The sequence below is a fragment of the Pseudochelatococcus lubricantis genome (genome assembly GCF_042432495.1).
GTDB classification, from domain to species: domain Bacteria; phylum Pseudomonadota; class Alphaproteobacteria; order Rhizobiales; family Beijerinckiaceae; genus Pseudochelatococcus; species Pseudochelatococcus lubricantis.
In genome coordinates, this window is record NZ_JBHLXC010000007.1 from 199,601 (window position 1) to 218,914 (window position 19,314).

Annotated in this window: 18 protein-coding genes; 4 read left to right on the forward strand and 14 right to left on the reverse strand. The window is 64.8% G+C overall.

Annotated features, from left to right (window positions below):
• Positions 1 to 167: 167 nt before the first annotated feature.
• Positions 168 to 1,451: a phosphopyruvate hydratase gene (gene eno, locus ACFFJ7_RS14500; protein ID WP_166952018.1), complete on the forward strand. Its 1,284-nt coding sequence runs from the start codon at positions 168 to 170 to the stop codon at positions 1,449 to 1,451.
• 109 nt (positions 1,452 to 1,560) lie between these two features.
• Here eno and ACFFJ7_RS14505 read toward each other — a convergent pair whose 3' ends face one another.
• The 12 genes from ACFFJ7_RS14505 to ACFFJ7_RS14560 all read right to left on the reverse strand — a co-directional run bounded on the left by ACFFJ7_RS14505 (position 1,561) and on the right by ACFFJ7_RS14560 (position 13,344).
• A complete protein-coding gene (locus ACFFJ7_RS14505) occupies positions 1,561 to 2,112 on the reverse strand; it encodes a hypothetical protein (RefSeq protein ID WP_377593249.1) in 552 nt (183 codons plus the stop codon).
• Positions 2,113 to 2,509: 397 nt separating this feature from the next.
• On the reverse strand, positions 2,510 to 3,049 hold the full coding sequence (locus tag ACFFJ7_RS14510; RefSeq protein ID WP_377593251.1) for a hypothetical protein: 540 nt from the start codon (positions 3,047 to 3,049) through the stop codon (positions 2,510 to 2,512).
• A gap of 89 nt (positions 3,050 to 3,138) precedes the next feature.
• The gene (locus ACFFJ7_RS14515; RefSeq protein WP_166952009.1) at positions 3,139 to 3,606 is read right to left on the reverse strand and encodes a type III secretion system chaperone; all 468 of its coding nucleotides are present in this window, start codon (positions 3,604 to 3,606) and stop codon (positions 3,139 to 3,141) included.
• 196 nt (positions 3,607 to 3,802) lie between these two features.
• Entirely contained in the window at positions 3,803 to 4,705 is a 903-nt protein-coding gene (gene rarD, locus ACFFJ7_RS14520) for an EamA family transporter RarD (protein ID WP_166952006.1), read from the reverse strand.
• 221 nt (positions 4,706 to 4,926) lie between these two features.
• On the reverse strand, positions 4,927 to 5,400 hold the full coding sequence (locus tag ACFFJ7_RS14525; RefSeq protein ID WP_166952003.1) for a type II toxin-antitoxin system RatA family toxin: 474 nt from the start codon (positions 5,398 to 5,400) through the stop codon (positions 4,927 to 4,929).
• A 3-nt stretch (positions 5,401 to 5,403) separates the two neighbouring features.
• On the reverse strand, positions 5,404 to 6,420 hold the full coding sequence (gene lipA / locus ACFFJ7_RS14530) for a lipoyl synthase (protein ID WP_377593255.1): 1,017 nt from the start codon (positions 6,418 to 6,420) through the stop codon (positions 5,404 to 5,406).
• A 157-nt stretch (positions 6,421 to 6,577) separates the two neighbouring features.
• Complete coding sequence (locus tag ACFFJ7_RS14535) at positions 6,578 to 6,832, reverse strand: GlsB/YeaQ/YmgE family stress response membrane protein (RefSeq protein ID WP_166951998.1); 255 nt, start codon at positions 6,830 to 6,832, stop codon at positions 6,578 to 6,580.
• Positions 6,833 to 6,943: 111 nt separating this feature from the next.
• Positions 6,944 to 8,371: a dihydrolipoyl dehydrogenase gene (lpdA, locus tag ACFFJ7_RS14540; protein WP_377593258.1), complete on the reverse strand. Its 1,428-nt coding sequence runs from the start codon at positions 8,369 to 8,371 to the stop codon at positions 6,944 to 6,946.
• Positions 8,372 to 8,435: 64 nt separating this feature from the next.
• Entirely contained in the window at positions 8,436 to 9,785 is a 1,350-nt protein-coding gene (locus tag ACFFJ7_RS14545; protein ID WP_377593260.1) for a pyruvate dehydrogenase complex dihydrolipoamide acetyltransferase, read from the reverse strand.
• Between the two features lie 12 nt (positions 9,786 to 9,797).
• Entirely contained in the window at positions 9,798 to 11,207 is a 1,410-nt protein-coding gene (locus ACFFJ7_RS14550; protein WP_377593262.1) for a pyruvate dehydrogenase complex E1 component subunit beta, read from the reverse strand.
• Between the two features lie 77 nt (positions 11,208 to 11,284).
• Positions 11,285 to 12,388: a pyruvate dehydrogenase (acetyl-transferring) E1 component subunit alpha gene (gene pdhA / locus ACFFJ7_RS14555; RefSeq protein WP_377593263.1), complete on the reverse strand. Its 1,104-nt coding sequence runs from the start codon at positions 12,386 to 12,388 to the stop codon at positions 11,285 to 11,287.
• 629 nt (positions 12,389 to 13,017) lie between these two features.
• Positions 13,018 to 13,344: an FtsB family cell division protein gene (locus ACFFJ7_RS14560; RefSeq protein ID WP_166951983.1), complete on the reverse strand. Its 327-nt coding sequence runs from the start codon at positions 13,342 to 13,344 to the stop codon at positions 13,018 to 13,020.
• A 282-nt stretch (positions 13,345 to 13,626) separates the two neighbouring features.
• Between ACFFJ7_RS14560 and ACFFJ7_RS14565 the strand changes: the two genes are divergently transcribed.
• Entirely contained in the window at positions 13,627 to 15,057 is a 1,431-nt protein-coding gene (locus ACFFJ7_RS14565; RefSeq protein ID WP_377593266.1) for a methyltransferase regulatory domain-containing protein, read from the forward strand.
• Between the two features lie 54 nt (positions 15,058 to 15,111).
• Here ACFFJ7_RS14565 and ACFFJ7_RS14570 read toward each other — a convergent pair whose 3' ends face one another.
• Together ACFFJ7_RS14570 and ACFFJ7_RS14575 are read right to left on the reverse strand one after the other, a co-directional pair.
• On the reverse strand, positions 15,112 to 15,666 hold the full coding sequence (locus tag ACFFJ7_RS14570) for a CinA family protein (protein WP_377593269.1): 555 nt from the start codon (positions 15,664 to 15,666) through the stop codon (positions 15,112 to 15,114).
• Positions 15,667 to 15,741: 75 nt separating this feature from the next.
• The gene (locus tag ACFFJ7_RS14575; protein ID WP_377593271.1) at positions 15,742 to 16,953 is read right to left on the reverse strand and encodes a bifunctional 2-C-methyl-D-erythritol 4-phosphate cytidylyltransferase/2-C-methyl-D-erythritol 2,4-cyclodiphosphate synthase; all 1,212 of its coding nucleotides are present in this window, start codon (positions 16,951 to 16,953) and stop codon (positions 15,742 to 15,744) included.
• Positions 16,954 to 17,115: 162 nt separating this feature from the next.
• On the opposite strand from ACFFJ7_RS14575, the gene dusB reads away from it, so the two are divergent.
• Positions 17,116 to 18,156: a tRNA dihydrouridine synthase DusB gene (dusB, locus tag ACFFJ7_RS14580; protein WP_377593273.1), complete on the forward strand. Its 1,041-nt coding sequence runs from the start codon at positions 17,116 to 17,118 to the stop codon at positions 18,154 to 18,156.
• Positions 18,131 to 19,258, forward strand: coding sequence for a two-component system sensor histidine kinase NtrB (locus ACFFJ7_RS14585; protein ID WP_166951969.1), 1,128 nt, complete (start codon positions 18,131 to 18,133; stop codon positions 19,256 to 19,258). The genes dusB and ACFFJ7_RS14585 overlap by 26 nt, the downstream gene beginning before the upstream one ends.
• Positions 19,259 to 19,314: the final 56 nt, after the last annotated feature.

A 19,314-nucleotide genomic window follows, 5' to 3' on the forward strand; every position in this document is an offset into this window, starting at 1 on the left:
GGCGGGAGATGTCAACCATCTCGACGATAAGCGTGGCCGGAGGCCGTTTCCAGCGGCTGCGTTTTGGCGTACAAGCCGCCATGTCGGAAGTTCCGGACGCGGCGCGGCCCGCCGCCCGGGCTTCAGCAGCCGAAAACCGCCGCCGAACGCAGGTGAAGGAGCCCTAGATGACTGCCATCGTTGATATCATTGCGCGTGAAATTCTGGACAGCCGCGGAAACCCGACCGTCGAGGTGGATGTCGTGCTGGAGGACGGCTCCATGGGCCGCGCCGCCGTGCCGTCCGGCGCGTCGACGGGCGCGCACGAGGCCGTCGAATTGCGTGATGGCGACACGGGCCGCTACGGCGGCAAGGGCGTGAAGAAGGCGGTCGAGGCCGTCAACCACGAGATTTTCGAGGCCATCGGCGGTTTCGAGGCGGAAGAGCAGGTGAAGATCGACGAGACGCTGATCGCGCTCGACGGCACGCCCAACAAGTCCCGCCTTGGCGCCAATGCCATCCTCGGCGTGTCGCTCGCGGTGGCGAAGGCGGCGGCGGAGGCTTCGGGCCTAACGCTCTATCGTTACGTCGGCGGCACCTCCGCCCGCGTGCTGCCGGTGCCGATGATGAACATCGTTAACGGTGGCGCCCACGCTGACAACCCGATCGACTTCCAGGAGTTCATGATCCTGCCGGTCGGCGCGGGTTCGATCCGGGAGGCGGTGCGTGTCGGTTCGGAGATTTTCCACACGCTGAAGAAGGCTCTGCACGCCGCCGGCCACAACACCGGCGTGGGTGATGAAGGCGGCTTCGCGCCCAATCTGCAGTCGGCGGAAGAGGCGCTCGACTTCATCGTCAAGGCCGTCGAGACGGCGGGCTACAAGCCCGGCGACGACGTGGTGCTGGGGCTCGACGTGGCCGCGACCGAGTTCTTCAAGGACGGTTCCTACGTCTACGCCGGCGAGGGCAAGACGCGCTCCGCCATTGAGCAGGTCGACTATCTGGAGAAGCTCGTCGGCCAGTATCCCATCGTCACCATAGAAGACGGCATTGCTGAAGACGACTGGGAGGGCTGGAAACTGCTCACCGACCGCATCGGCGACCGGGTGCAGCTCGTCGGCGATGACCTCTTCGTCACCAACGTCACCCGCCTGCAGCAGGGCATCGACAAGGGTGTCGGCAACGCGGTGCTGGTCAAGGTCAACCAGATCGGCTCGCTGACGGAAACGCTCGCTACTGTCGACCTCGCGCACCGCAACGGCTACCGCTCGGTGATCTCGCACCGCTCTGGCGAGACGGAGGATGCCACCATCGCCGACCTCGCCGTCGCGACCAATGCCGGCCAGATCAAGACCGGTTCGCTGAGCCGTTCCGACCGTATCGCCAAGTACAACCAGCTCATCCGCATCGAGGAAGAGCTTGGCCCTTACGCACAGTACGCGGGCAAGGCGGCGCTGAAATCCGGCGTGTGAAGCAGGGGCGGCGGGTTGCCAACGATGCAGCCCGCCGCTGCCGGCGGGCTGCTGCACCCTGTCTCGCACCTGTCGAACGGCCGGATAGCCGCCGCTCAGGTTGCTTCCGTCAATTGTCGTCCTCCCCGATGAGGATGAGGTGGTCCGAAAAGTCCCTGTCATCAGTGCGCACATTCAACGCAGGAGACGTGAGCTTGTCAGGTGAAGAATCCTGGAAGGCTGCCCTGCGGGTATAGTCTGTGCGGGCCTGGGTCTCCAGAGCGTTGTTCTCGTCCGATGCCCGTTCCTCGCGCCGCTCCACGGCGTGCTTGATGATGTCTGTAACGCCGCCGATCGCAAGGCCGCCCAGTAACAGGCCGCCGGCTGCAACCAACAAAGGGATGGCCGCGGGCGGGAAGAGAGCGAAGCTGACAAGGCCTGCAAGAGCCAACAAGGGAGTGAGCGTACCGGTTATCCGGGCGATGAAGTTGCCTATCTCGTGCATCAGCTGGTGAGCCCAGCCGCGCTGCTCCAGTGTCGGCTTGCCTCCCCCGGTCTCGATATTACCTTTCGCTGTTCTGGAGATGCCTTTGTCGGCGTCTGCAATGCCCGATTTCTGTACGGACATCGGCTGGAGCAAAGGTGTCGTTCGGATGTTGGACGCTGGCGCGATATCAGGCATAATATTTCTCCTTCGTAGATGGCTTTAATGAATACGTTCCGCTGCAGACCGGGCGCCCCCCTGTGAATGCTCCTAGAATCTGTCCCGTTTACGTTGAAACAGGACAGATTCTCGATTCTTACTTTGAACGAATTCTGATCGGAACGCGCTCTAGGGATAATGCCGGTGAAGCAGTTCGCCGACAGGCAAGGCGATGGTGACAACCTGCGCGTGTATCGGGATCAACGGACAGCGAATGTATGAGCGGCGTCGCTGTACTCTGTTTTGCGCCTGCCGACAGGGGGCGCGTCCTTTCGTTCAGGCCACTTCTGTTCAAATATAATGATTTTTTCAATAAGCATAACCTAAACATAAGGGATACAAAAACTAAAATTAATAAATAAAAATATAATTTATGCTAGTTATAATCCTCCCCGATGACGATGAAGCCGTCCGGCGTTTCGTTGTCGCCAGCTTGTATCGTCGAGACCAGTTTGTCTGGCGACAAATCCAGGTAGCCCACCTTGCGGTTATATTCGGCACGCGCCTGGGCCTCAAGGGCGTTGTTCTCGTCCGACGGCGATTCCTCGCGCCGCTCTACTATACACTCGATGATGTCTGTAACACCGCCGACCGCAAGGCCGCCCAGTAACAGGCCACCGGCCGCAATCAGCAAAGGGATGGCTGCGGGCGGGAAGATAACGAAACTGATGGCGCCTGCAAGAGCCAGCAAAGGACTGAACGTACCGGCTATCCGGGCGATGCCAACGGCTATCTCGCGCATCAGCTCGTGCCCCCAGCTGCGCTGTTCCAGTGTCGGCTTGCCTCCTCCGGTCTCGATATTGCCGTTCGACGTCCTGGAGATGCTCTTGTCGGTGTCCGCAATGCCCGATTTCTGCACGGACATTGGCTGGGCCAATGGAATGTCTTGCCTGGGGAGTGCCGCAATATCATGCATAGTATTTCTCCTGAATATATGAATGTAAAATCCATACTGTATATTATTGCAAATGCCGAAGTCTCTGTACTAAAAATCGTTCCGCAGAGTCAGACGGATATAATTGAAACATCGCCCTCATTCGAAGCCGCCGCAGCACCCGAAGGCGTTGGCGGATTCACTTTTCGCACCAGCCCGTGCCAGTCTTCAATGATGTTGACGGATCTCTCCAGAAACTTCTCGAACGCCTCCTGATCAAGGCCCACGAGGCTGATGGCATTGGCGTAGACGAGCATCTCACTCCTGGGATCGAGCCCCACGGAACCCGCTCCCAGCACAGTGGTGGCGAAATTGTTCACCAGCAGGGTGGTATAGAGCGCGGCTTCCCCGTCCAGCGGGATTCTGGCGATGACCGACGAAATCAACAGAAGTCGCTGTTCGTCGTTCTTGTGTATGCCGATCAGTGTATTGTCGACGGTCAACGCCATTGCGTCGTTGTCATCGAAATTCTTTTCAGGAAGACCAACTTTAACTAGGAAAGAATTGATAAGCAAAGAAGGATCGGCGATGATTGCCATGATACCTCACAAAGATAAAAATTACTTCATGATTTCTATGGCATCAGAAAATATGGAAAAAAATAATTTTGTCAATACGCCGAGGCGCCCGCCGGCCCGCAGGACCTTCGGTTCGGGAAAATCAGATGCGCCGGCAAATGGGCGGGGCCGCAGCGCCCGTCGTGTCAGGTCCGCGGCCTTGTCAGGCGAAGGGGGCCTACCGGCGGGCCGCCGCGATGCTTGCCCAGCCGAAGATGATCAGTCCCACCCAGATCAGGCCGAAGGCCACGGCCTGCACCGTTGAGAATGGCTCCCTGAAGCCGAATACGGCCACGATGAAGATCAGCGTCGGCCCCACATATTGCATGATGCCGATGGTCGAGAGCCGCAGCCGCCGCGCGCCCGCGGAAAACATGATGAGGGGCGCCGCCGTTATCGGTCCCGCCAGCAGCAGCAGAAAGATGTCGAAGCCGCTGCCGTCGCCGAAAGGAACGCCGCCGCCCGTCGACCACATCAGATAGCCGAGCGCCGGGACGGACAGCAGCAGCACTTCCAGCATGAACCCTTGAAGAGCCCCGACCGGCATCGTCTTGCGGCAATAGCCGTAGACGGCGAAGGACAGCGCCAGCACCAGCGACACCCACGGCAAGCCGCCGGCCTTGACCGTCAGCAGCAGCACGGCCGCCGTCGCCAGCGCCATGGCCAGGACCTGCGGCCGGCTCAGGCGTTCCTTGAGGAACACGACGCCGATCAGCACATTCATCAGTGGATTGATATAATAGCCGAGCGCGGCGTCGAGCGCGCGGTTCTCGGTAATCGCCCAGATATAGATGGTCCAGTTGGCGGCGATCAGGCTGGCGGTCATGCACGCCATGCCCACGATCCGTGGATTGGCGAGCGCCTGCCGCATCGCGCCGGAGCGGTCCGTCAGAAGCAGCAGCAGCCCGGCGACAGGTACTGACCAGATGATGCGGTGGGCGATGATCTCGAACACCGGAATATGCGTCATCAGCTTCATGTAAAGCGGCTGCAGTCCCCACATCACATAGGCAAGCAACGTGCAAACGAAACCTTGTAAGACCTCGGGCGACGGACGCGCGGCAATCGACGACTGGCTCATTTTTCCTCCCTGCGGCTGCGGGAGCGGGGTGACTTGCCGCCGGACCGCTCAAATCGCTTTCGCCAGTTACTCCAGCCGTTTCCGGGGTGGGAAAGCCAAGGCTCGCCGTCCGAAAACGCCGTGCGCAGTTTGCCGGTTCGGGCGTTGTGAGCAACCTCGGGAAGAAGCACGGCAGCCATGCGTTTCGCGGCGTCGACGCCGGCTTGTCGTTTGTCGGCGCCTCACGCGCCCGCGAGGCCGACGCCGCCGTAGATCGCGTCCGCGCGGGCAGCGAAGGCATCGGAAAACTTCTTGAACGCCTTGTCGAACACAGCGCCCATCAGTATTCCGAGTGTCCGGCTCTTGAACTCGTAGGAGATGAAAAAATCGACGATACAGGCGTCCGCCTCGTCGGCCGCGCGGAACGTCCAGCGGTTCTCCAGAAAGCGGAATGGCCCGTCGATATACTCGACGATGATGCGCAGCCGCGGCCGGTCCAGCGTCACGCGGGTGGTGAAGCTCTCGCGGATCGACTTGTAGCCAATGTCCATGTCGGCCACCAGCGTCTCGATGCCCTCGCCGCTGTTGATGCGCTGGCGTACGACAAGGCGCTCGCACAGCGGCACGAAGGAGGGATAGCGCTCGACATCCGCCACCAGGTCGAACATGGCGGCGGGGGCGTGGCCCACCCTGCGCTCGTTACGGAACGCGGGCATCGCTCAGTGGCCCAGCTGCGCCGCGCGCGCCGTCTTGAGGCGCGCGAAATCCTCGCCCGCGTGATGCGACGATCGCGTGAGCGGGCTCGACGATACCATCAGGAAGCCCTTGGCGTAGGCCGTGGTCTCGAACGCCTTGAACTCGTCGGGCGTTACGAAGCGGATCACCGGGTGGTGCTTGCGCGTGGGCTGCAGATACTGGCCGATGGTCATGAAATCCACTTCCGCGGACCGCAGGTCGTCCATCAGCTGCAGCACCTCGTTACGCTCCTCCCCGAGCCCCACCATGATGCCGGACTTGGTGAAGATTGTCGGATCAAGCTCCTTCACGCGCTGCAGCAGGCGGATGGAGTGGAAGTAGCGCGCGCCGGGCCGCACCTTGAGGTATTTCGACGGTACGGTTTCCAGATTGTGGTTGAACACGTCGGGCCGCGCCGCCGCCACCACCTCAAGCGCGCCGGGCTTGCGCAGGAAGTCCGGCGTCAGGATCTCGACCGTGGTCGCGGGTGAGCGCGCGCGGATGGCGTGGATGACGTCCGCGAAATGTCGAGCCCCGCCGTCGGGCAGGTCGTCGCGGTCGACGGAAGTGATCACAACATGCGTGAGGCCGAGCTTCTCGACCGCCTTCGCCACGCTCTCCGGCTCATTGGCGTCGAGCGGCAGCGGCATGCCCGTCTTCACGTTGCAGAAGGCACAGGCGCGCGTGCACGTGTCGCCCATGATCATGAAGGTGGCGTGCTTCTTCTCCCAGCATTCGCCGATATTGGGGCAGCCGGCTTCCTCGCAGACGGTGACGAGCTTGTTGTCCCGCACGATGCGGTTCGTCTCGGCCCATTTCGGCGAGCCCGGCGCCTTCACCCTGATCCAGTCCGGCTTGCGGGCGACGGGCTGGTCGGGCCGGTGGGCCTTCTCGGGGTGGCGCGCCTCCTGCTTGCGGGCACTGGCGGGCTCGCGCGCAGGCGCGTCGACATCGAGCTTGCGGCGGGGATCGCGGTTGAGAATATCCAGAACGACCGCCATAGCCGAAGACTCCATGCCTCATATCAGAAACGGCGAGAGCTTTGCCCCGCCGCATGCCAATGGCCTGCAATCAGGCCACAAACCGTCTCGAAACGCAATTCATCTAATCCGTGGCCCCGCCGGATGCAAGAGAGCCCCGGCAGGGCGTATCGTCACGTCATGCGCGCCTGAGCACGCGCACGATGAACAGCAGCACGACCGCGCCGATGGTCGACACGACGAGGCTCGGGAGAAAACCCGATCCTTGCCAGATGCCGAGCACGCCGAGCACGATCGGGCCGATGAAGGCACCGATCAGGCCGATCACGAGGCTCGCGACCAGCCCGCCGCCCTCGCGGCCCATGATGTTCTGGGCGATCCACCCGGCCAGCAGGCCGATAATGATCGCACCGATGATACCAACGCCCTGCATTTGCTTCTCCCCTTACTGAACGGACGGACCACGGATAAACGCCAAGCTTTGCGATACGTTCCACGATCCGCCTGTTTAATAGCGGGGGAGAATGACATCAGCGCATCAACATCATATATGAATGGCGCGCCCGTAGGCATCGAGCACGCTCTCGTGGATCGTTTCCGACAGCGTGGGATGCGGGAACACCGTATGCATCAGCTCTTCCTCGGTGGTTTCGAGGTTGAGCGCGATGACGAAGCCCTGGATCAGTTCGGTCACTTCGGCGCCGATCAGGTGCGCGCCGAGCAGGCGGCCGGTCTTCCTGTCGAAGATGGTCTTCACCAGCCCTTCCGGCTCGCCGAGCGCGATCGCCTTGCCGTTGCCGATGAAGGGGAAGCGACCGACGCGGATGTCGTAGCCGGCTTCCTTCGCCTTCGCTTCCGTCAGCCCCACGGAGGCGATCTGCGGATTGCAGTAGGTGCAGCCGGGGATCTTCGCCTTGTCGAGCGCATGCACAGGCAGGCCCTTGATCGCCTCCACCGTCAACGTTCCCTCGTGCTCCGCCTTGTGGGCGAGCATGGGCGGGCCGGCGACGTCGCCGATGGCGTAGAGGCCCGGCACGTTGGTGCGCCCCAGCCCGTCGGTGACGATGATGCCGCGATCCGTCTTCACGCCGAGCTTTTCGAGGCCGAGATTCTCGATATTGCCGACGACCCCGACCGCCGAGATGACGCGCTCCACCGTGACGGTCTCGTTGCCCTTCGGCGTCTCCAGCGTCGCGGTGACGCTATCGGCGCCCTTGTCGAGCTTCGTGACCTTGGTGCCGGTCAGCACCCTGATGCCCTGCTTCTCGAAGCGTTTGCGGGCGAGTTCCGCAATTTCGGCATCCTCCACCGGCAGGATCTGCGGCAGCACCTCGACCACCGTCACTTCCGCGCCCATGGTGCGGTAGAACGAAGCGAACTCGATGCCGATCGCACCCGACCCGACCACCAGCAGGGACTTCGGAATCGCGGGCGGTACCATGGCCTCGAAATAGGTCCAGACCAGTTTCCTGTCCGGCTCCAGCCCCGGCAGCACGCGCGGACGCGCGCCGGTGGCGATGATGATGTGCTGCGCCTTGTAGGTGCCGCTGCCCAGCGCGCCCTTTGGAGCATCATTCCGGGGCGCGTCCGGCGCGGCCGAGACCGTGACGGAACCGGGTGCGTCGAGCGTCGCCTCGCCCCAGATCACGTCGACCTTGTTCTTCTTGAGCAGGAAGCCGACACCGGTGTTGAGCTGCCTGGAGACGCCGCGCGAGCGCTCCACGACGGCCTTCGCGTCGAAGCCGACGTTATCGGCGCTGAGGCCGTAGTCCTTGGCGTGCTGGAAGTAATGATAGATTTCCGCCGAGCGCAGCAGCGCCTTGGTCGGAATGCAGCCCCAGTTCAGGCAGATGCCGCCGAGATACGAGCGCTCGATGACGGCGGTCTTGAAGCCGAGCTGCGCCGCGCGGATGGCGGTGACATAGCCGCCGGGGCCTGAACCGATAACGATGATATCGTATGCACTGGCCATAACAGCCTCATGAAATCCGGAAGGGACAGTGGCCGGGCAGGCCCGGCCATCACGGTTCGGGCGATCAGACGAGCAGCCCCAGCGGGTTCTCGATCAGCGGCCTGAAGGCAGCGAGCAGTTCCGCGCCGAGCGCGCCGTCGACGGCGCGGTGATCGGTGGAGAGCGTCACCGTCATCACCGTGGCGACGGCGGGGGCGCCATCCTTCACCACCACGCGCTTCTCACCCGCGCCCACCGCCAGAATGGTGGCGTGCGGCGGGTTGATGATCGCGGAGAAGTTCTTGATGCCGAACATGCCCAGATTCGAGACCGCCGACGAGCCGCCCTGATATTCCTCCGGCTTCAGCTTGCGGTTGCGGGCGCGCGCGGCAAAGTCCTTCATCTCGTTGGAGATGGTCGAGATGCTCTTGATGTCCGCGTTGCGCACCACCGGCGTGATCAGCCCGCCGGGAATGGCGACCGCGACGCCGACATCCACCACCTTGTGACGCAGGATGGCGGAATCCGTCCAGCTCACGTTGGCGTCCGGCACCTGCCTCAGCGCCAGCGCCAGCGCCTTGATGACGAAGTCGTTCACCGAGACCTTGTAGGCGGGCTTGCCGTCCTTGTCCTTCGGGGCCGCCGCGTTCACCTGCTCGCGCAGCGCCAGCAGCGCGTCTAGTTCCGTGTCGATGGTGAGGTAGAAATGCGGCACCGTCTGCTTCGATTCCACGAGCCGGCGCGCGATCGTCTTGCGCATGTTGTCGTGCGGGACTTCCTCGTAGGAGCCCGGCGCGAAAAGCTTCTTCACGGCCTCGTCCCCGGCCGGCGCCGGCTTCGGCGCAGCCTGCGGCGCGGGCGCGGGGGCAGGCGCCGCGGCAGCCTGCGGAGCGGCTCTGGTAGCGCCGCCGGCAATGGCGGCCTGCACATCGCGCTCGACGATGCGCCCGTGCGGCCCGGTGCCCGTCACCGCCGCGAGGTCGACGCCCGCCTCCTTTGCCAGCCGGCGCGCCAGGGGCGAGGAGAAGATGCGCTCGCCATGGGCGGCAGCGGCCGCCGCCGGGGCGGGCGCCACAGGAGCCGCAGCAGCCGGGGCCGATGCGGGCGCAGGCACCGCCGGGGATGCCGGCGCGGGGGCCGGAGCCGGAGCGGCCTGCCCGGCGCCGGCAGCGGCAACGGCGGCGACGTCCTCGCCCTCTTCGGCGATGAGGGCGATCACATCGTTGACAGGCACGTCGGCGGTGCCCTCCGGCACGACGATCTTGGCGAGCACGCCTTCGTCGACCGCCTCGACCTCCATGGTGGCCTTGTCGGTTTCGATCTCGGCGATGACGTCACCGGACTTGATGGCGTCGCCCTCTTTCTTCAGCCATTTGGCCAGATTGCCCTTTTCCATCGTCGGGGACAGGGCTGGCATCAGGATTTTGACAGACATTGACCTCTCCCGTCAGCGGTAGGTAACGGCCTTGACCGCCGCGATCACGTCATCGGCGGAGGGCAGGGCGAGCTTTTCGAGATTGGCGGCGTAAGGCATCGGCACGTCCTTGCCGAAAACGCGCAGCACCGGCGCGTCAAGCCAGTCGAAGGCGAATTCCTGCACGCGCGCGGCGATTTCCGCGCCCACGCCGGACTGCCCCCAGCCCTGCTCGACGGTGACCACCCGGCCCGTCCTCTTCACGGAAGCGATGACGGTGTCCGTGTCAAGCGGCCGCAGGGAGCGCATGTCGATGATTTCCGCCTCGATGCCTTCGGCCGCGAGCTTCTCGGCTGCCTCATGCGCATAGATCATGCCGTAGGACCAGGCGACGATGGTCACGTCCCTACCCGGCCGCGCGATGCGAGCCTTGCCGATGGGCAGCACGAAGTCGTCGAGCTTCGGCACCGGGAAGGAGTGGCCGTACAGGATTTCGTTTTCGAGGAAGATCACCGGGTTCGGGTCGCGGATCGCGGCCTTCAGCAGGCCCTTGGCGTCGGCCGCCGAATAGGGCGCCACCACCTTGAGACCGGGAACGTGGCTGTACCAGGAGGAATAATCCTGCGAATGCTGGGCGGCAACGCGCGCGGCCGGGCCGTTGGGGCCGCGGAAAACGATGGGGCAGCCGAGCTGGCCGCCGGACATGTAGAGTGTCTTGGCGGCGGAGTTGATGATCTGGTCAATCGCCTGCATGGCGAAGTTGAAAGTCATGAACTCGACGATCGGCTTCAGGCCCGTGAAGGCTGCGCCGACCGCGACACCCGTGAAGCCGTGCTCGGTAATCGGCGTGTCGATCACCCGCCGTGCGCCGAATTCCTGCAGCAGGCCCTGCGTGACCTTGTAGGCGCCCTGATATTCGGCGACTTCCTCGCCCATGACGAAGACATCGCCGTCGCGGCGCATTTCCTCGGCCATGGCGTCACGCAGCGCCTCGCGGACCGTCTGCGAGACGAATTCGGTGCCCTCGGGCACCTCCGGATCGGCGGCAGCCGCCGGCTCCGGCGCGCGAGGGGCGGCGGGAACGCGCGGCGCGGCGGGTTGCGGGGCGGGCGCAGCCTCGACGGGCGCGGGCGCCGCGGCCGGAGCGGGCACTGCCGCGGGCGCACCGGCGCCGGCGGCCGCGACCGCCGCGACATCCTCGCCCTCGGCGGCGATAACGGCGATCGGCGTGTTGACGGCCACGTCCTCGGTGCCCTCCGGCACGAGAATCCTCGCGAGCACGCCCTCGTCGACCGCCTCGACCTCCATGGTGGCCTTGTCGGTCTCGATCTCGGCGATGACGTCGCCGGACTTGATGGCGTCGCCCTCTTTCTTCAGCCACTTGGAAAGTTTGCCGCTTTCCATCGTCGGGGAAAGCGCGGGCATCAGGATATCTGTCGGCATGTTGGTTTTCCGGCAATCTTCTGGAATGGGATCAAGCGGTATTTAACCGGCAAACGGTTATGTTTGCCGGCCACCGGTTACTTGAGAACGTCGGTCCACAACTCGGACGGATCGGGCTCGGGATCGTTGGTGGCGAAATCCGCCGCCTCGTTGACGATCTCGCGCACCTTGGCGTCGATCGCCTTCAGTTCGCTCTCATCGATCTTCCATTCCTCGATCAGGCGGCGCTTCACCTGCTCGATGGGATCGTGCTCCTCGCGCATCCGCTGGACTTCGTCCTTGGAGCGGTATTTGGCCGGGTCGGACATCGAGTGGCCGCGATAGCGGTAGGTCTGCATTTCGAGCAGATACGGCCCCTTGCCGGAGCGCGCCCAGTCGATGGCGCGCTGGCCGGCCTCGTAGACGGCGCGGTAGTCCATGCCATCGACCTGCTCGCCCGGAATATTGAAGGAGGCGCCGCGCTTCGACAGGTCCGTCTGGGCGGACGAGCGCGTGATTGCCGTGCCCATGGCGTAGCGGTTGTTCTCGATCACGTAGACGACCGGCAGCTTCCACAGCTCAGCCATGTTGAAGCTTTCGTAGACCTGGCCCTGGTTGGCTGCGCCGTCGCCGAAATAGGTAACGGAAACCGCGCCGTCCTCGCGGTAGCTGTTGGCGAACGCAAGGCCGGTGCCGAGCGATACCTGCGCGCCGACGATGCCGTGGCCGCCGTAGAAATTCTTCTCGCGCGAGAACATGTGCATGGAGCCGCCCTTGCCGCGCGAATAACCGCCCTGCCGGCCGGTGAGTTCCGCCATGACGCCCTTCGGGTCCATGCCGCAAGCCAGCATGTGGCCGTGGTCGCGGTAGGCGGTGATGACCTGGTCGCCTTCCTTCTGCGCGATCTGCATGCCGACGACGACGGCTTCCTGCCCGATGTAGAGATGGCAGAAGCCGCCGATCAGGCCCATGCCGTACATCTGGCCGGCCTTCTCCTCGAAGCGGCGGATGAGCAGCATCTCGCGATAGGCGTCGAGGTCGAGGTTGTGGTTGAACAGAACAGGCGCCGGCGCGGACTTCGAGGCGCTTTCCTTCGCGGTGGCCGGCTTGCCGCGTCCGCGGCGCCCGGGCGCGCGCGCCGCCGTTTCCTGGCCCGTGCGCGTGGCGTCCGCGCGTGTCGATTTTCCTGCTGTACCCGCCATGCCGTATCCTCCCAGGCAATCTTGGTTAACGAAAGGGACCTTTCAGGACGATGTTTAACCCAGTGGCCACCGTTTGGCGAGACTCAAAAATGCGGGGAGATTAGGTTTTTTTGAAACTAACCATATGATAAAGCGACATTATTTTGAATTAACAAAAAACAGGTTAAATAACGCAGCGACAATTGACCGTCCTCCTGCGGGCGCAATGCGGGGCCGGGCACCGGAAACGCCCGTCCGCCCAGCGGGACGCAAGCCCCGGGCGTGCCCCGCGGCGCGTGCTCGCATCGGCCGCCTACGACGCGCTGCGCGTCGGGATGGTCCGCCGCAGGCCGAAAACCTGCCAGCGGCATATCGGATTGAAAGGCTTGTCGTTCCCCGCCCTTTATATCGTTATATCGTTGGCTTTGATGGTAAGCGAACGAGGCGGATTATCAAGGTCAAAGTGGCGCTGGACGGGCAATCGAATGCCGGCGGGCGCCCGCCGCGTGGCGGCAGCAGAAACGGGGCAGCAGTCGGCTGTCCCGAAATGCCCGTTTCCGGGAAAGGACCGTGGCCACTTGCAGCCGCTAAAGCAGTTTGCATTCAAGTCGATCCCTCGAATTGAATGCAAGTTGGGGTAATAAATAAAATTAGTGCGCGCCGTGGGAGCCCAGGAAGACGATGACGTCGTTGGCATGGACGTGGCCGAGGGTCTTGCGCGCCTCCTCCTCCAGGATGTCGGCGTCGATCTTGCCCTCGCGCACCAGCGCGGTGCGCCGGTCCCATTCTGCGTGCTCGGCCTTCAGCGCCTCAAGCTCGATGGCCTTCTCGAATATCTGCCGCTTGTATTCGCGCTTTGCCTCCAGCCCGCGCGCGCCGTTCTGTGCGTGGAACAGGAAATAGCCGACCACGGCCGCGGATACGGCGTACAGGAAGACGGGAATGAGGATGGCGCGCATGCGCTTGCGTTTGACCATGCGCCGATCCTATGCGCCCGTGGTTAACATCGATTTAACGAAATAAAATGCAAATATAAACATCGTTATGTACAGGACAGTAACGCGCATGCTATGTCATTTCGTGTGTGTTCGTCTGTGCATGTGAATCATCGAATGCATGAATATATAAATTTTGTTCAGTATAGAAGCCATATATAGAGGATATCTATGTCTGATTGGTCGGAAGGTTATGTAACTGAAATCGAATACACAGTCGGTTTCTATTCTGAGCTTGCGCCTCAACTGTTGCGGTTCGCGTTGTTGTCTCAGGGAGTCGGGGCGCCGCAGGGGCCGCTTTCCTATCTGGAGATCGGCTGCGGAAACGGGCTCACCGCCAATATCGTCGCCGCCGCCAATCCGGATGTCGACGTGACGGGCGTAGACTTCAACCCGGCGCATGTCAGGCAGGCGCGGGCGCTGGCCGAGGCGGCCGGCACCCGGAACGTGCGTTTCCTGGAGCGCAGCTTTCAGGATCTTGCCGGCGACGACACGCTGCCGGGCTTTGACGTCATCGCGCTACACGGCGTCTATAGCTGGGTAAGCGCCGCCAACCGCGGCCATATCTGCGAGATCATCCGCAAGAACCTGAAGCCTGGCGGCATCGTCTATATTTCCTACAACGCCTATCCGGGCTGGTCCGCGGGGGCGACGTTGCAGCGCCTTCTGCGCGATGGCGGAGCGCTGGGCGGCGGCTCCGTCGTGCAGCAGCTGCAGCGCGGGCTCGGCCTCGCCGGCCGCCTCCGGGAGCTGAATGCAACGTTCTTCACGGCCAACCCGGAGGCCGGGCGGGTACTCGACGTGCTGGGGAACCTCTCCGCGAACTATCTTGCCCACGAGTACCTGAACAGAGACTGGAACGCATTCTATTTCAGCGATATAGCGCGTGAACTGGGGGAAGCGAAGGTGGTGTTCGGCGCCTCGGCCAACCTCGCCCAGCATGCCGATCTGCTCAACTTCACCGACGACCAGCGCAAGCTGCTCGCCTCGATCCCGGATGTGACGGTGCGGGAACTGGTGCGGGACACGCTTCTCAACACGTCCTTCCGGCGCGATATCTTCGTGCGCGGAGCGGGCGTTCCGGCGCGCTCCGTGCAGCGGGAGTTGTGGAACGCCCAGCGCTTCGTGCTGCTGCAGGACCCGGCGGACGTGCCGCGCAAGATCACCGCGCAGGTGGGCGAGGTGACGCTGAACGCCGATGTCTACGAGCCCGTGCTGGCGACGCTCGCCAGGGGGCCGCAGACGCTCGGCGAGCTGATGCGGGACGAGGCGGTTTCGAGGCTTGCCTGGGAGCAGGCGGCGGAGGCGCTGCTGTTCCTCGTCATTCTCGGGGTGGTGCAGATCGCCCTGCCGGCGGACGGCGAGGCGAAACGCGCGGTGCGCACGAAAGCGATCAACGCCGCCATCGTGGCGCGCATCCGCGCGGGCGAGAACATTCATGCGTTCGCCTCACCCGTCACCGGTTCGGGCATCAGTGTCGATGGCCTCTCGCAGCTCTTCCTTGCCGCCCATTGGACCGGTGAGGCGGACAAGGTCGGCTACGTGCTCGCGCAGTTGAAAGAGAAAGGCCAGGTGCTGCGCAAGGATGGCTCTGCCGTCGAGGGTGACGAGGCCGCGCGCGCCCATCTGCAGGAGGCCCTCGGCGCCTTCGAGGACAAGACGATCAGGCTTCTGCAGCGCGTCGGCGTCGTCTGAGCGGGAAACCCGCCGTGCCGGAGCGTGTGGCGGGTTCTGCCGGGCTGGGGCCGCTCAGGCCGTCAGCGGCGTGTTGACGGCCTGCTCCAGCAGGCCGAGCGCCGCGGCCACCGACCGGAGGCGGATGGCGGCGCGGCCCTCGTCCGCAAAGCGATGGACGGTGTGCAAGGTCGGGTGTCCGCGCCGCGCCGCCGCGAAGTGCACCAGCCCGACCGGCTTTTCCGGCGAGCCGCCGGCCGGCCCGGCGATGCCGGTGACGGCCACGGCCACGTCGGCAGTGGGCAGCTTCCCCAGCACGCCTTCCGCCATCGCCCGTGCCACCGGCTCGCTGACCGCGCCGAAGTTCGCGAGCGCCGCCTCCGGCACGCCGAGGCTGACGTGCTTGACGGTGTTCGAATAGGTGACGAAGCCGCCCTCGACGACATCGGACGAGCCCGGCACCGCCGTCAGCAGGCCGCTGACGAGGCCGCCGGTGCAGGATTCGGCGGTGGCGATATGCAGGCCGCGATCCCGCGCCGAGGCCAGCAGGGCTTGTGCGCGCGTATAGAGCGCCGGCGAGAAGGGCAGGGCTGTCAACTCATCTTCGGTTAAATGGTGATCGTCCGTCATGATGCGTCTCCCTTGGAACGCTTTCCGATCGAATAGTATCATTTGATCGATAAGAATTTGCTTGAAATCAAGAAATCAGACGCCGGGTGCGTCGGTTGGATGGCGGTTGGCGGGCAGGCGGACGGTGGCGGCCGCCTGGGCGGCGATGCCTTCCCCCCGGCCGGTGAAGCCGAGACGCTCCGAAGTCGTCGCCTTGATGGAAACGCTGGCGAGCGGCAGGCCGGCGATGACGGCGATGCGGGCGCGGATCGCCTCACGGTGCGGGCCGACCTTCGGCGCCTCGCAGATGACCGTGGCATCGAGATGGTCGAGCACGCCGCCGCGCGCATGGAGCAGTGCCACTGCATGAGCGAGAAAACGGTCGGACGATGCGCCCTTCCATTGCGGATCACTCGGCGGGAAGTGGCTGCCGATGTCGCCATCGGCCAGCGCGCCGAGCACGGCGTCCGTGAGCGCGTGCAGCACCACATCGCCGTCCGAATGGGCGATGACGCCGCGCGCGTGGGGAATTTTCACGCCGCCGAGCCAGACATGGTCGCCGTCGGCGAAGGCGTGCACGTCGAAACCGGTGCCGGTGCGGGAGACGAGCGTCGCATCGCGCCGCAGATGCCGTTCGGCGGTGTCGAAGTCCTCGGGCCGCGTCAGTTTCATGTTGGTTGCCTCTCCGGGGAAGACATGCACGGGATGCCCGGCCCATTCCATGATCGCCGCATCGTCTGTGAATGAGTTCCGCCCCTCCGCCCGTGCCCGCTCGTGGGCCGCATGGAGTGGCGCGAAGGCGAAGGCCTGCGGGGTCTGCACGGCCCGCAGGCCGGCGCGTTCCGGCGTTCCGGTGACGCGCCCCGCCTCATCCACGATCTTGACCGTATCGGTGACGGGCAGGCCGGGAATCGCGGCGCCATGCGCCCGCGCCGCCGCGATCGCCTCCGTGATCAGCGCCGGCGAGACGAAGGGGCGCGCGCCGTCGTGGACGAGCACGATGGCCGGCGGCGTATCGGCGAGCGCGGCGAGGCCGGCATGAACCGAGGCCTGCCGCGTGTTTCCGCCGCTGACGGGCGCGAGCAGGCGGCGCGTATCTGGCAGGCAGGAGAGGCACATCTTATATTGTATGGCGTCGGCTTCCCCGATGACCGCCAGCACGCGGCCGATGGCCGGATGGGCGGCGAAGGCGCCGAGCGTGTGGGCGAGGACCGGCGCATCGCCCAGCGTCCGGTATTGCTTGGGCACGCCTGCCCCCGCGCGCTCGCCCCTCCCTGCTGCGACGACGATGGCGGCGATATCGGACATTCCTTGCGACCTGTCTTGCGGATGCGGGTTGAGCCGGGCTCTGCCGGCCATGACAGGTCTGATAGGACAGCCCGGCCGCGCTGGCAATGGCGGCCCGCGTGTTGAATGGAAGTGTTGAAATATGTTGCGTCGGCGGCCAAATGGCTGTTTTCCTGCTCCGCGATGACAAAATGGGACAATGATCAGGCGTTGGCTTCGCCCGTGCTCCGCCTGGGGCCGGTGGCGATTGCCGGACGCGCCTTTCTGGCGCCGATGTCGGGCATCACCGACGTCGGCATGCGCCGGCTTGCGCGCCGTTTCGGCGCCTCGCTCGTGGTGTCGGAGATGGTGGCGAGCGACGATCTCGCTTGCGGCGACGCCGAGGCGCGCACCCGCGCGGAGGGCGAGGGAGTGACGCCGCATGTGGTGCAGCTCGCCGGCTGCGATCCGGGCTGGATGGCCGAGGGCGCGCGCGTGGCGGAGGCGGCGGGTGCGCACGTCATCGACATCAATATGGGATGCCCGGCCAAGCGCGTCACCGGCGGCTGGTCCGGCTCGGCATTGATGCGAGACCTCGACCATGCGTTGCGGCTCGTCGAAGCCACGGTTGCGGCCGTTTCCGTGCCGGTGACGCTCAAGATGCGGCTCGGCTGGGACGAAGCGTCGCTGAACGCGCCGGAACTCGCGCGCCGCGCGGCGGCGTCAGGCGTGCGGATGGTCACCGTGCATGGGCGCACGCGCCAGCAGTTCTACAAGGGGCAGGCCGACTGGCGGGCCGTGCGGGCGGTTCGCGAGGCCGTGCCGGACCTGCCGCTCGTCGTGAACGGCGATATCGCCTCGACGGCCGACGCCCGCGACGCTCTCGAAGCCTCCGGCGCCGACGCGGTGATGGTGGGCCGCGCCGCGCTCGGGCGGCCGTGGTGCGTGGGGCAGATCGCCCGGGCGCTGGAAGGCGGAGACGCTGCGCCGCCGGCGCGCGGCGAACGGCTCGCCGGGGCGATCGAGCATTACGAGGCGCTGCTCGCCACCTATGGCCTCAAGGTCGGCGTGCGCCATGCGCGAAAGCATCTCGCTGCCTATGCGGACGACGCGCTGGGACAGGCCGCGCCGTGCGCGCGGACGCGGGAGATGCGCGCGCGGCTCGTGGTCAGCGAGGCGCCGGCCGAGGTCATCCAACTGTTGCGGAAGCTTTACACAGATGTCGATACATCCCTCGCCGCATGAGGAGGCGGGCATCCTTGCCATTCTGCCGCTGCCCGTGCTGGTGGTGGGGGCGGACGACCGCCTTGCCTATGCGAACTCCGCGGCCGAAACCTTCTTCGGCGTCAGCCTGCCCGTGCTGCGCCGCCAGCGCCTGTGCGATCTGGTGCCCTTCGGCTCGCCCGCGCTGGCAATGGTGGAGGAGGTGCGCGAGCGCGGCGCCGGCATCACCGGCTACCGGGTGGAGCTGGCCCTGACCCGCACGCAGGAGGAACGCATCGTCGACATCTACGCCGCCCCGCGCGGAAGCGGCGAGGACGGCGAGACCGATGCCGTGGTGCTGTTGCTGCAGGAACGGACAAATGCCGAAAAAATGGGCAGGCAGCTGACGCATCGGACGGCAGCGCGCTCATTGACAGCGCTCGGCGCGATACTGGCGCATGAAATCAAGAATCCGTTGTCGGGAATCCGCGGTGCCGCGCAACTGCTGGAAACGGCGGTGCCGGCCGAGGACCGGCCGCTCACGCGCCTGATCTGCGACGAGACCGACCGCATCGTGAAGCTCGTCGAGCGCATGGAAACGCTGGGCGAGGGCCGCCCGCTGGCGCGCGCGCCGGTCAACATCCACGATGTGCTCGACCACGTGGTGCGCCTGGCGCATTCCGGCTTCGCCCGCCATGTCAGGATCGTGCAGAACTACGATCCCTCGCTGCCGCCCGTGGACGGCAACCGCGACCAGCTCATCCAGGTGTTTCTCAATCTGGTCAAGAACGCGGCGGAAGCCATCGGCGAGGGCGCGGAAGACGGCGAAATCGTGCTCACCACGGCTTTCCGTCCCGGTGTGCAAATGCAGGTCGCGGGGCAGGAGCGGGTACGGCTGCCGCTGGAGATCAGTGTGCGCGACAACGGCCCTGGCGTGCCCGCGGACATGCTGCCGAACCTGTTCGATCCTTTTGTGACGACGAAGACAGGCGGAACTGGCCTCGGCCTTGCATTGGTTGCCAAGATTGTGGGCGAGCACGGCGGCATTATCGAATGCGACAGCGCCGCGCATCGCACCACGTTTCGGGTGCTGTTGCCCGTCGTGACCCTGCGTGACGGACGCGAGGCCACGGCAGCGCGGTGATGCCAATGTCGTGACGGCAGCGTCATGGCGGCAGGCGCAGGGCCAATGCGTAGTTT

Bases quoted from the DNA above. Each gene is read 5' to 3' on its own strand.
- ACFFJ7_RS14515 (WP_166952009.1), bottom strand. From the start codon at position 3,606: ATGGCAATCATCGCCGATCCTTCTTTGCTTATCAATTCTTTCCTAGTT.
- pdhA (WP_377593263.1), bottom strand. From the start codon at position 12,388: ATGGCGGGTACAGCAGGAAAATCGACACGCGCGGACGCCACGCGCACG.
- ACFFJ7_RS14575 (WP_377593271.1), bottom strand. From the start codon at position 16,953: ATGTCCGATATCGCCGCCATCGTCGTCGCAGCAGGGAGGGGCGAGCGC.
- ACFFJ7_RS14545 (WP_377593260.1), bottom strand. From the start codon at position 9,785: ATGTCTGTCAAAATCCTGATGCCAGCCCTGTCCCCGACGATGGAAAAG.
- dusB (WP_377593273.1), top strand. From the start codon at position 17,116: ATGACAAAATGGGACAATGATCAGGCGTTGGCTTCGCCCGTGCTCCGC.
- ACFFJ7_RS14505 (WP_377593249.1), bottom strand. From the start codon at position 2,112: ATGCCTGATATCGCGCCAGCGTCCAACATCCGAACGACACCTTTGCTC.
- lipA (WP_377593255.1), bottom strand. From the start codon at position 6,420: ATGGCGGTCGTTCTGGATATTCTCAACCGCGATCCCCGCCGCAAGCTC.
- rarD (WP_166952006.1), bottom strand. From the start codon at position 4,705: ATGAGCCAGTCGTCGATTGCCGCGCGTCCGTCGCCCGAGGTCTTACAA.
- ACFFJ7_RS14560 (WP_166951983.1), bottom strand. From the start codon at position 13,344: ATGGTCAAACGCAAGCGCATGCGCGCCATCCTCATTCCCGTCTTCCTG.
- lpdA (WP_377593258.1), bottom strand. From the start codon at position 8,371: ATGGCCAGTGCATACGATATCATCGTTATCGGTTCAGGCCCCGGCGGC.
- ACFFJ7_RS14525 (WP_166952003.1), bottom strand. From the start codon at position 5,400: ATGCCCGCGTTCCGTAACGAGCGCAGGGTGGGCCACGCCCCCGCCGCC.
- eno (WP_166952018.1), top strand. From the start codon at position 168: ATGACTGCCATCGTTGATATCATTGCGCGTGAAATTCTGGACAGCCGC.
- ACFFJ7_RS14535 (WP_166951998.1), bottom strand. From the start codon at position 6,832: ATGCAGGGCGTTGGTATCATCGGTGCGATCATTATCGGCCTGCTGGCC.
- ACFFJ7_RS14570 (WP_377593269.1), bottom strand. From the start codon at position 15,666: ATGACGGACGATCACCATTTAACCGAAGATGAGTTGACAGCCCTGCCC.
- ACFFJ7_RS14550 (WP_377593262.1), bottom strand. From the start codon at position 11,207: ATGCCGACAGATATCCTGATGCCCGCGCTTTCCCCGACGATGGAAAGC.
- ACFFJ7_RS14585 (WP_166951969.1), top strand. From the start codon at position 18,131: ATGTCGATACATCCCTCGCCGCATGAGGAGGCGGGCATCCTTGCCATT.
- ACFFJ7_RS14510 (WP_377593251.1), bottom strand. From the start codon at position 3,049: ATGCATGATATTGCGGCACTCCCCAGGCAAGACATTCCATTGGCCCAG.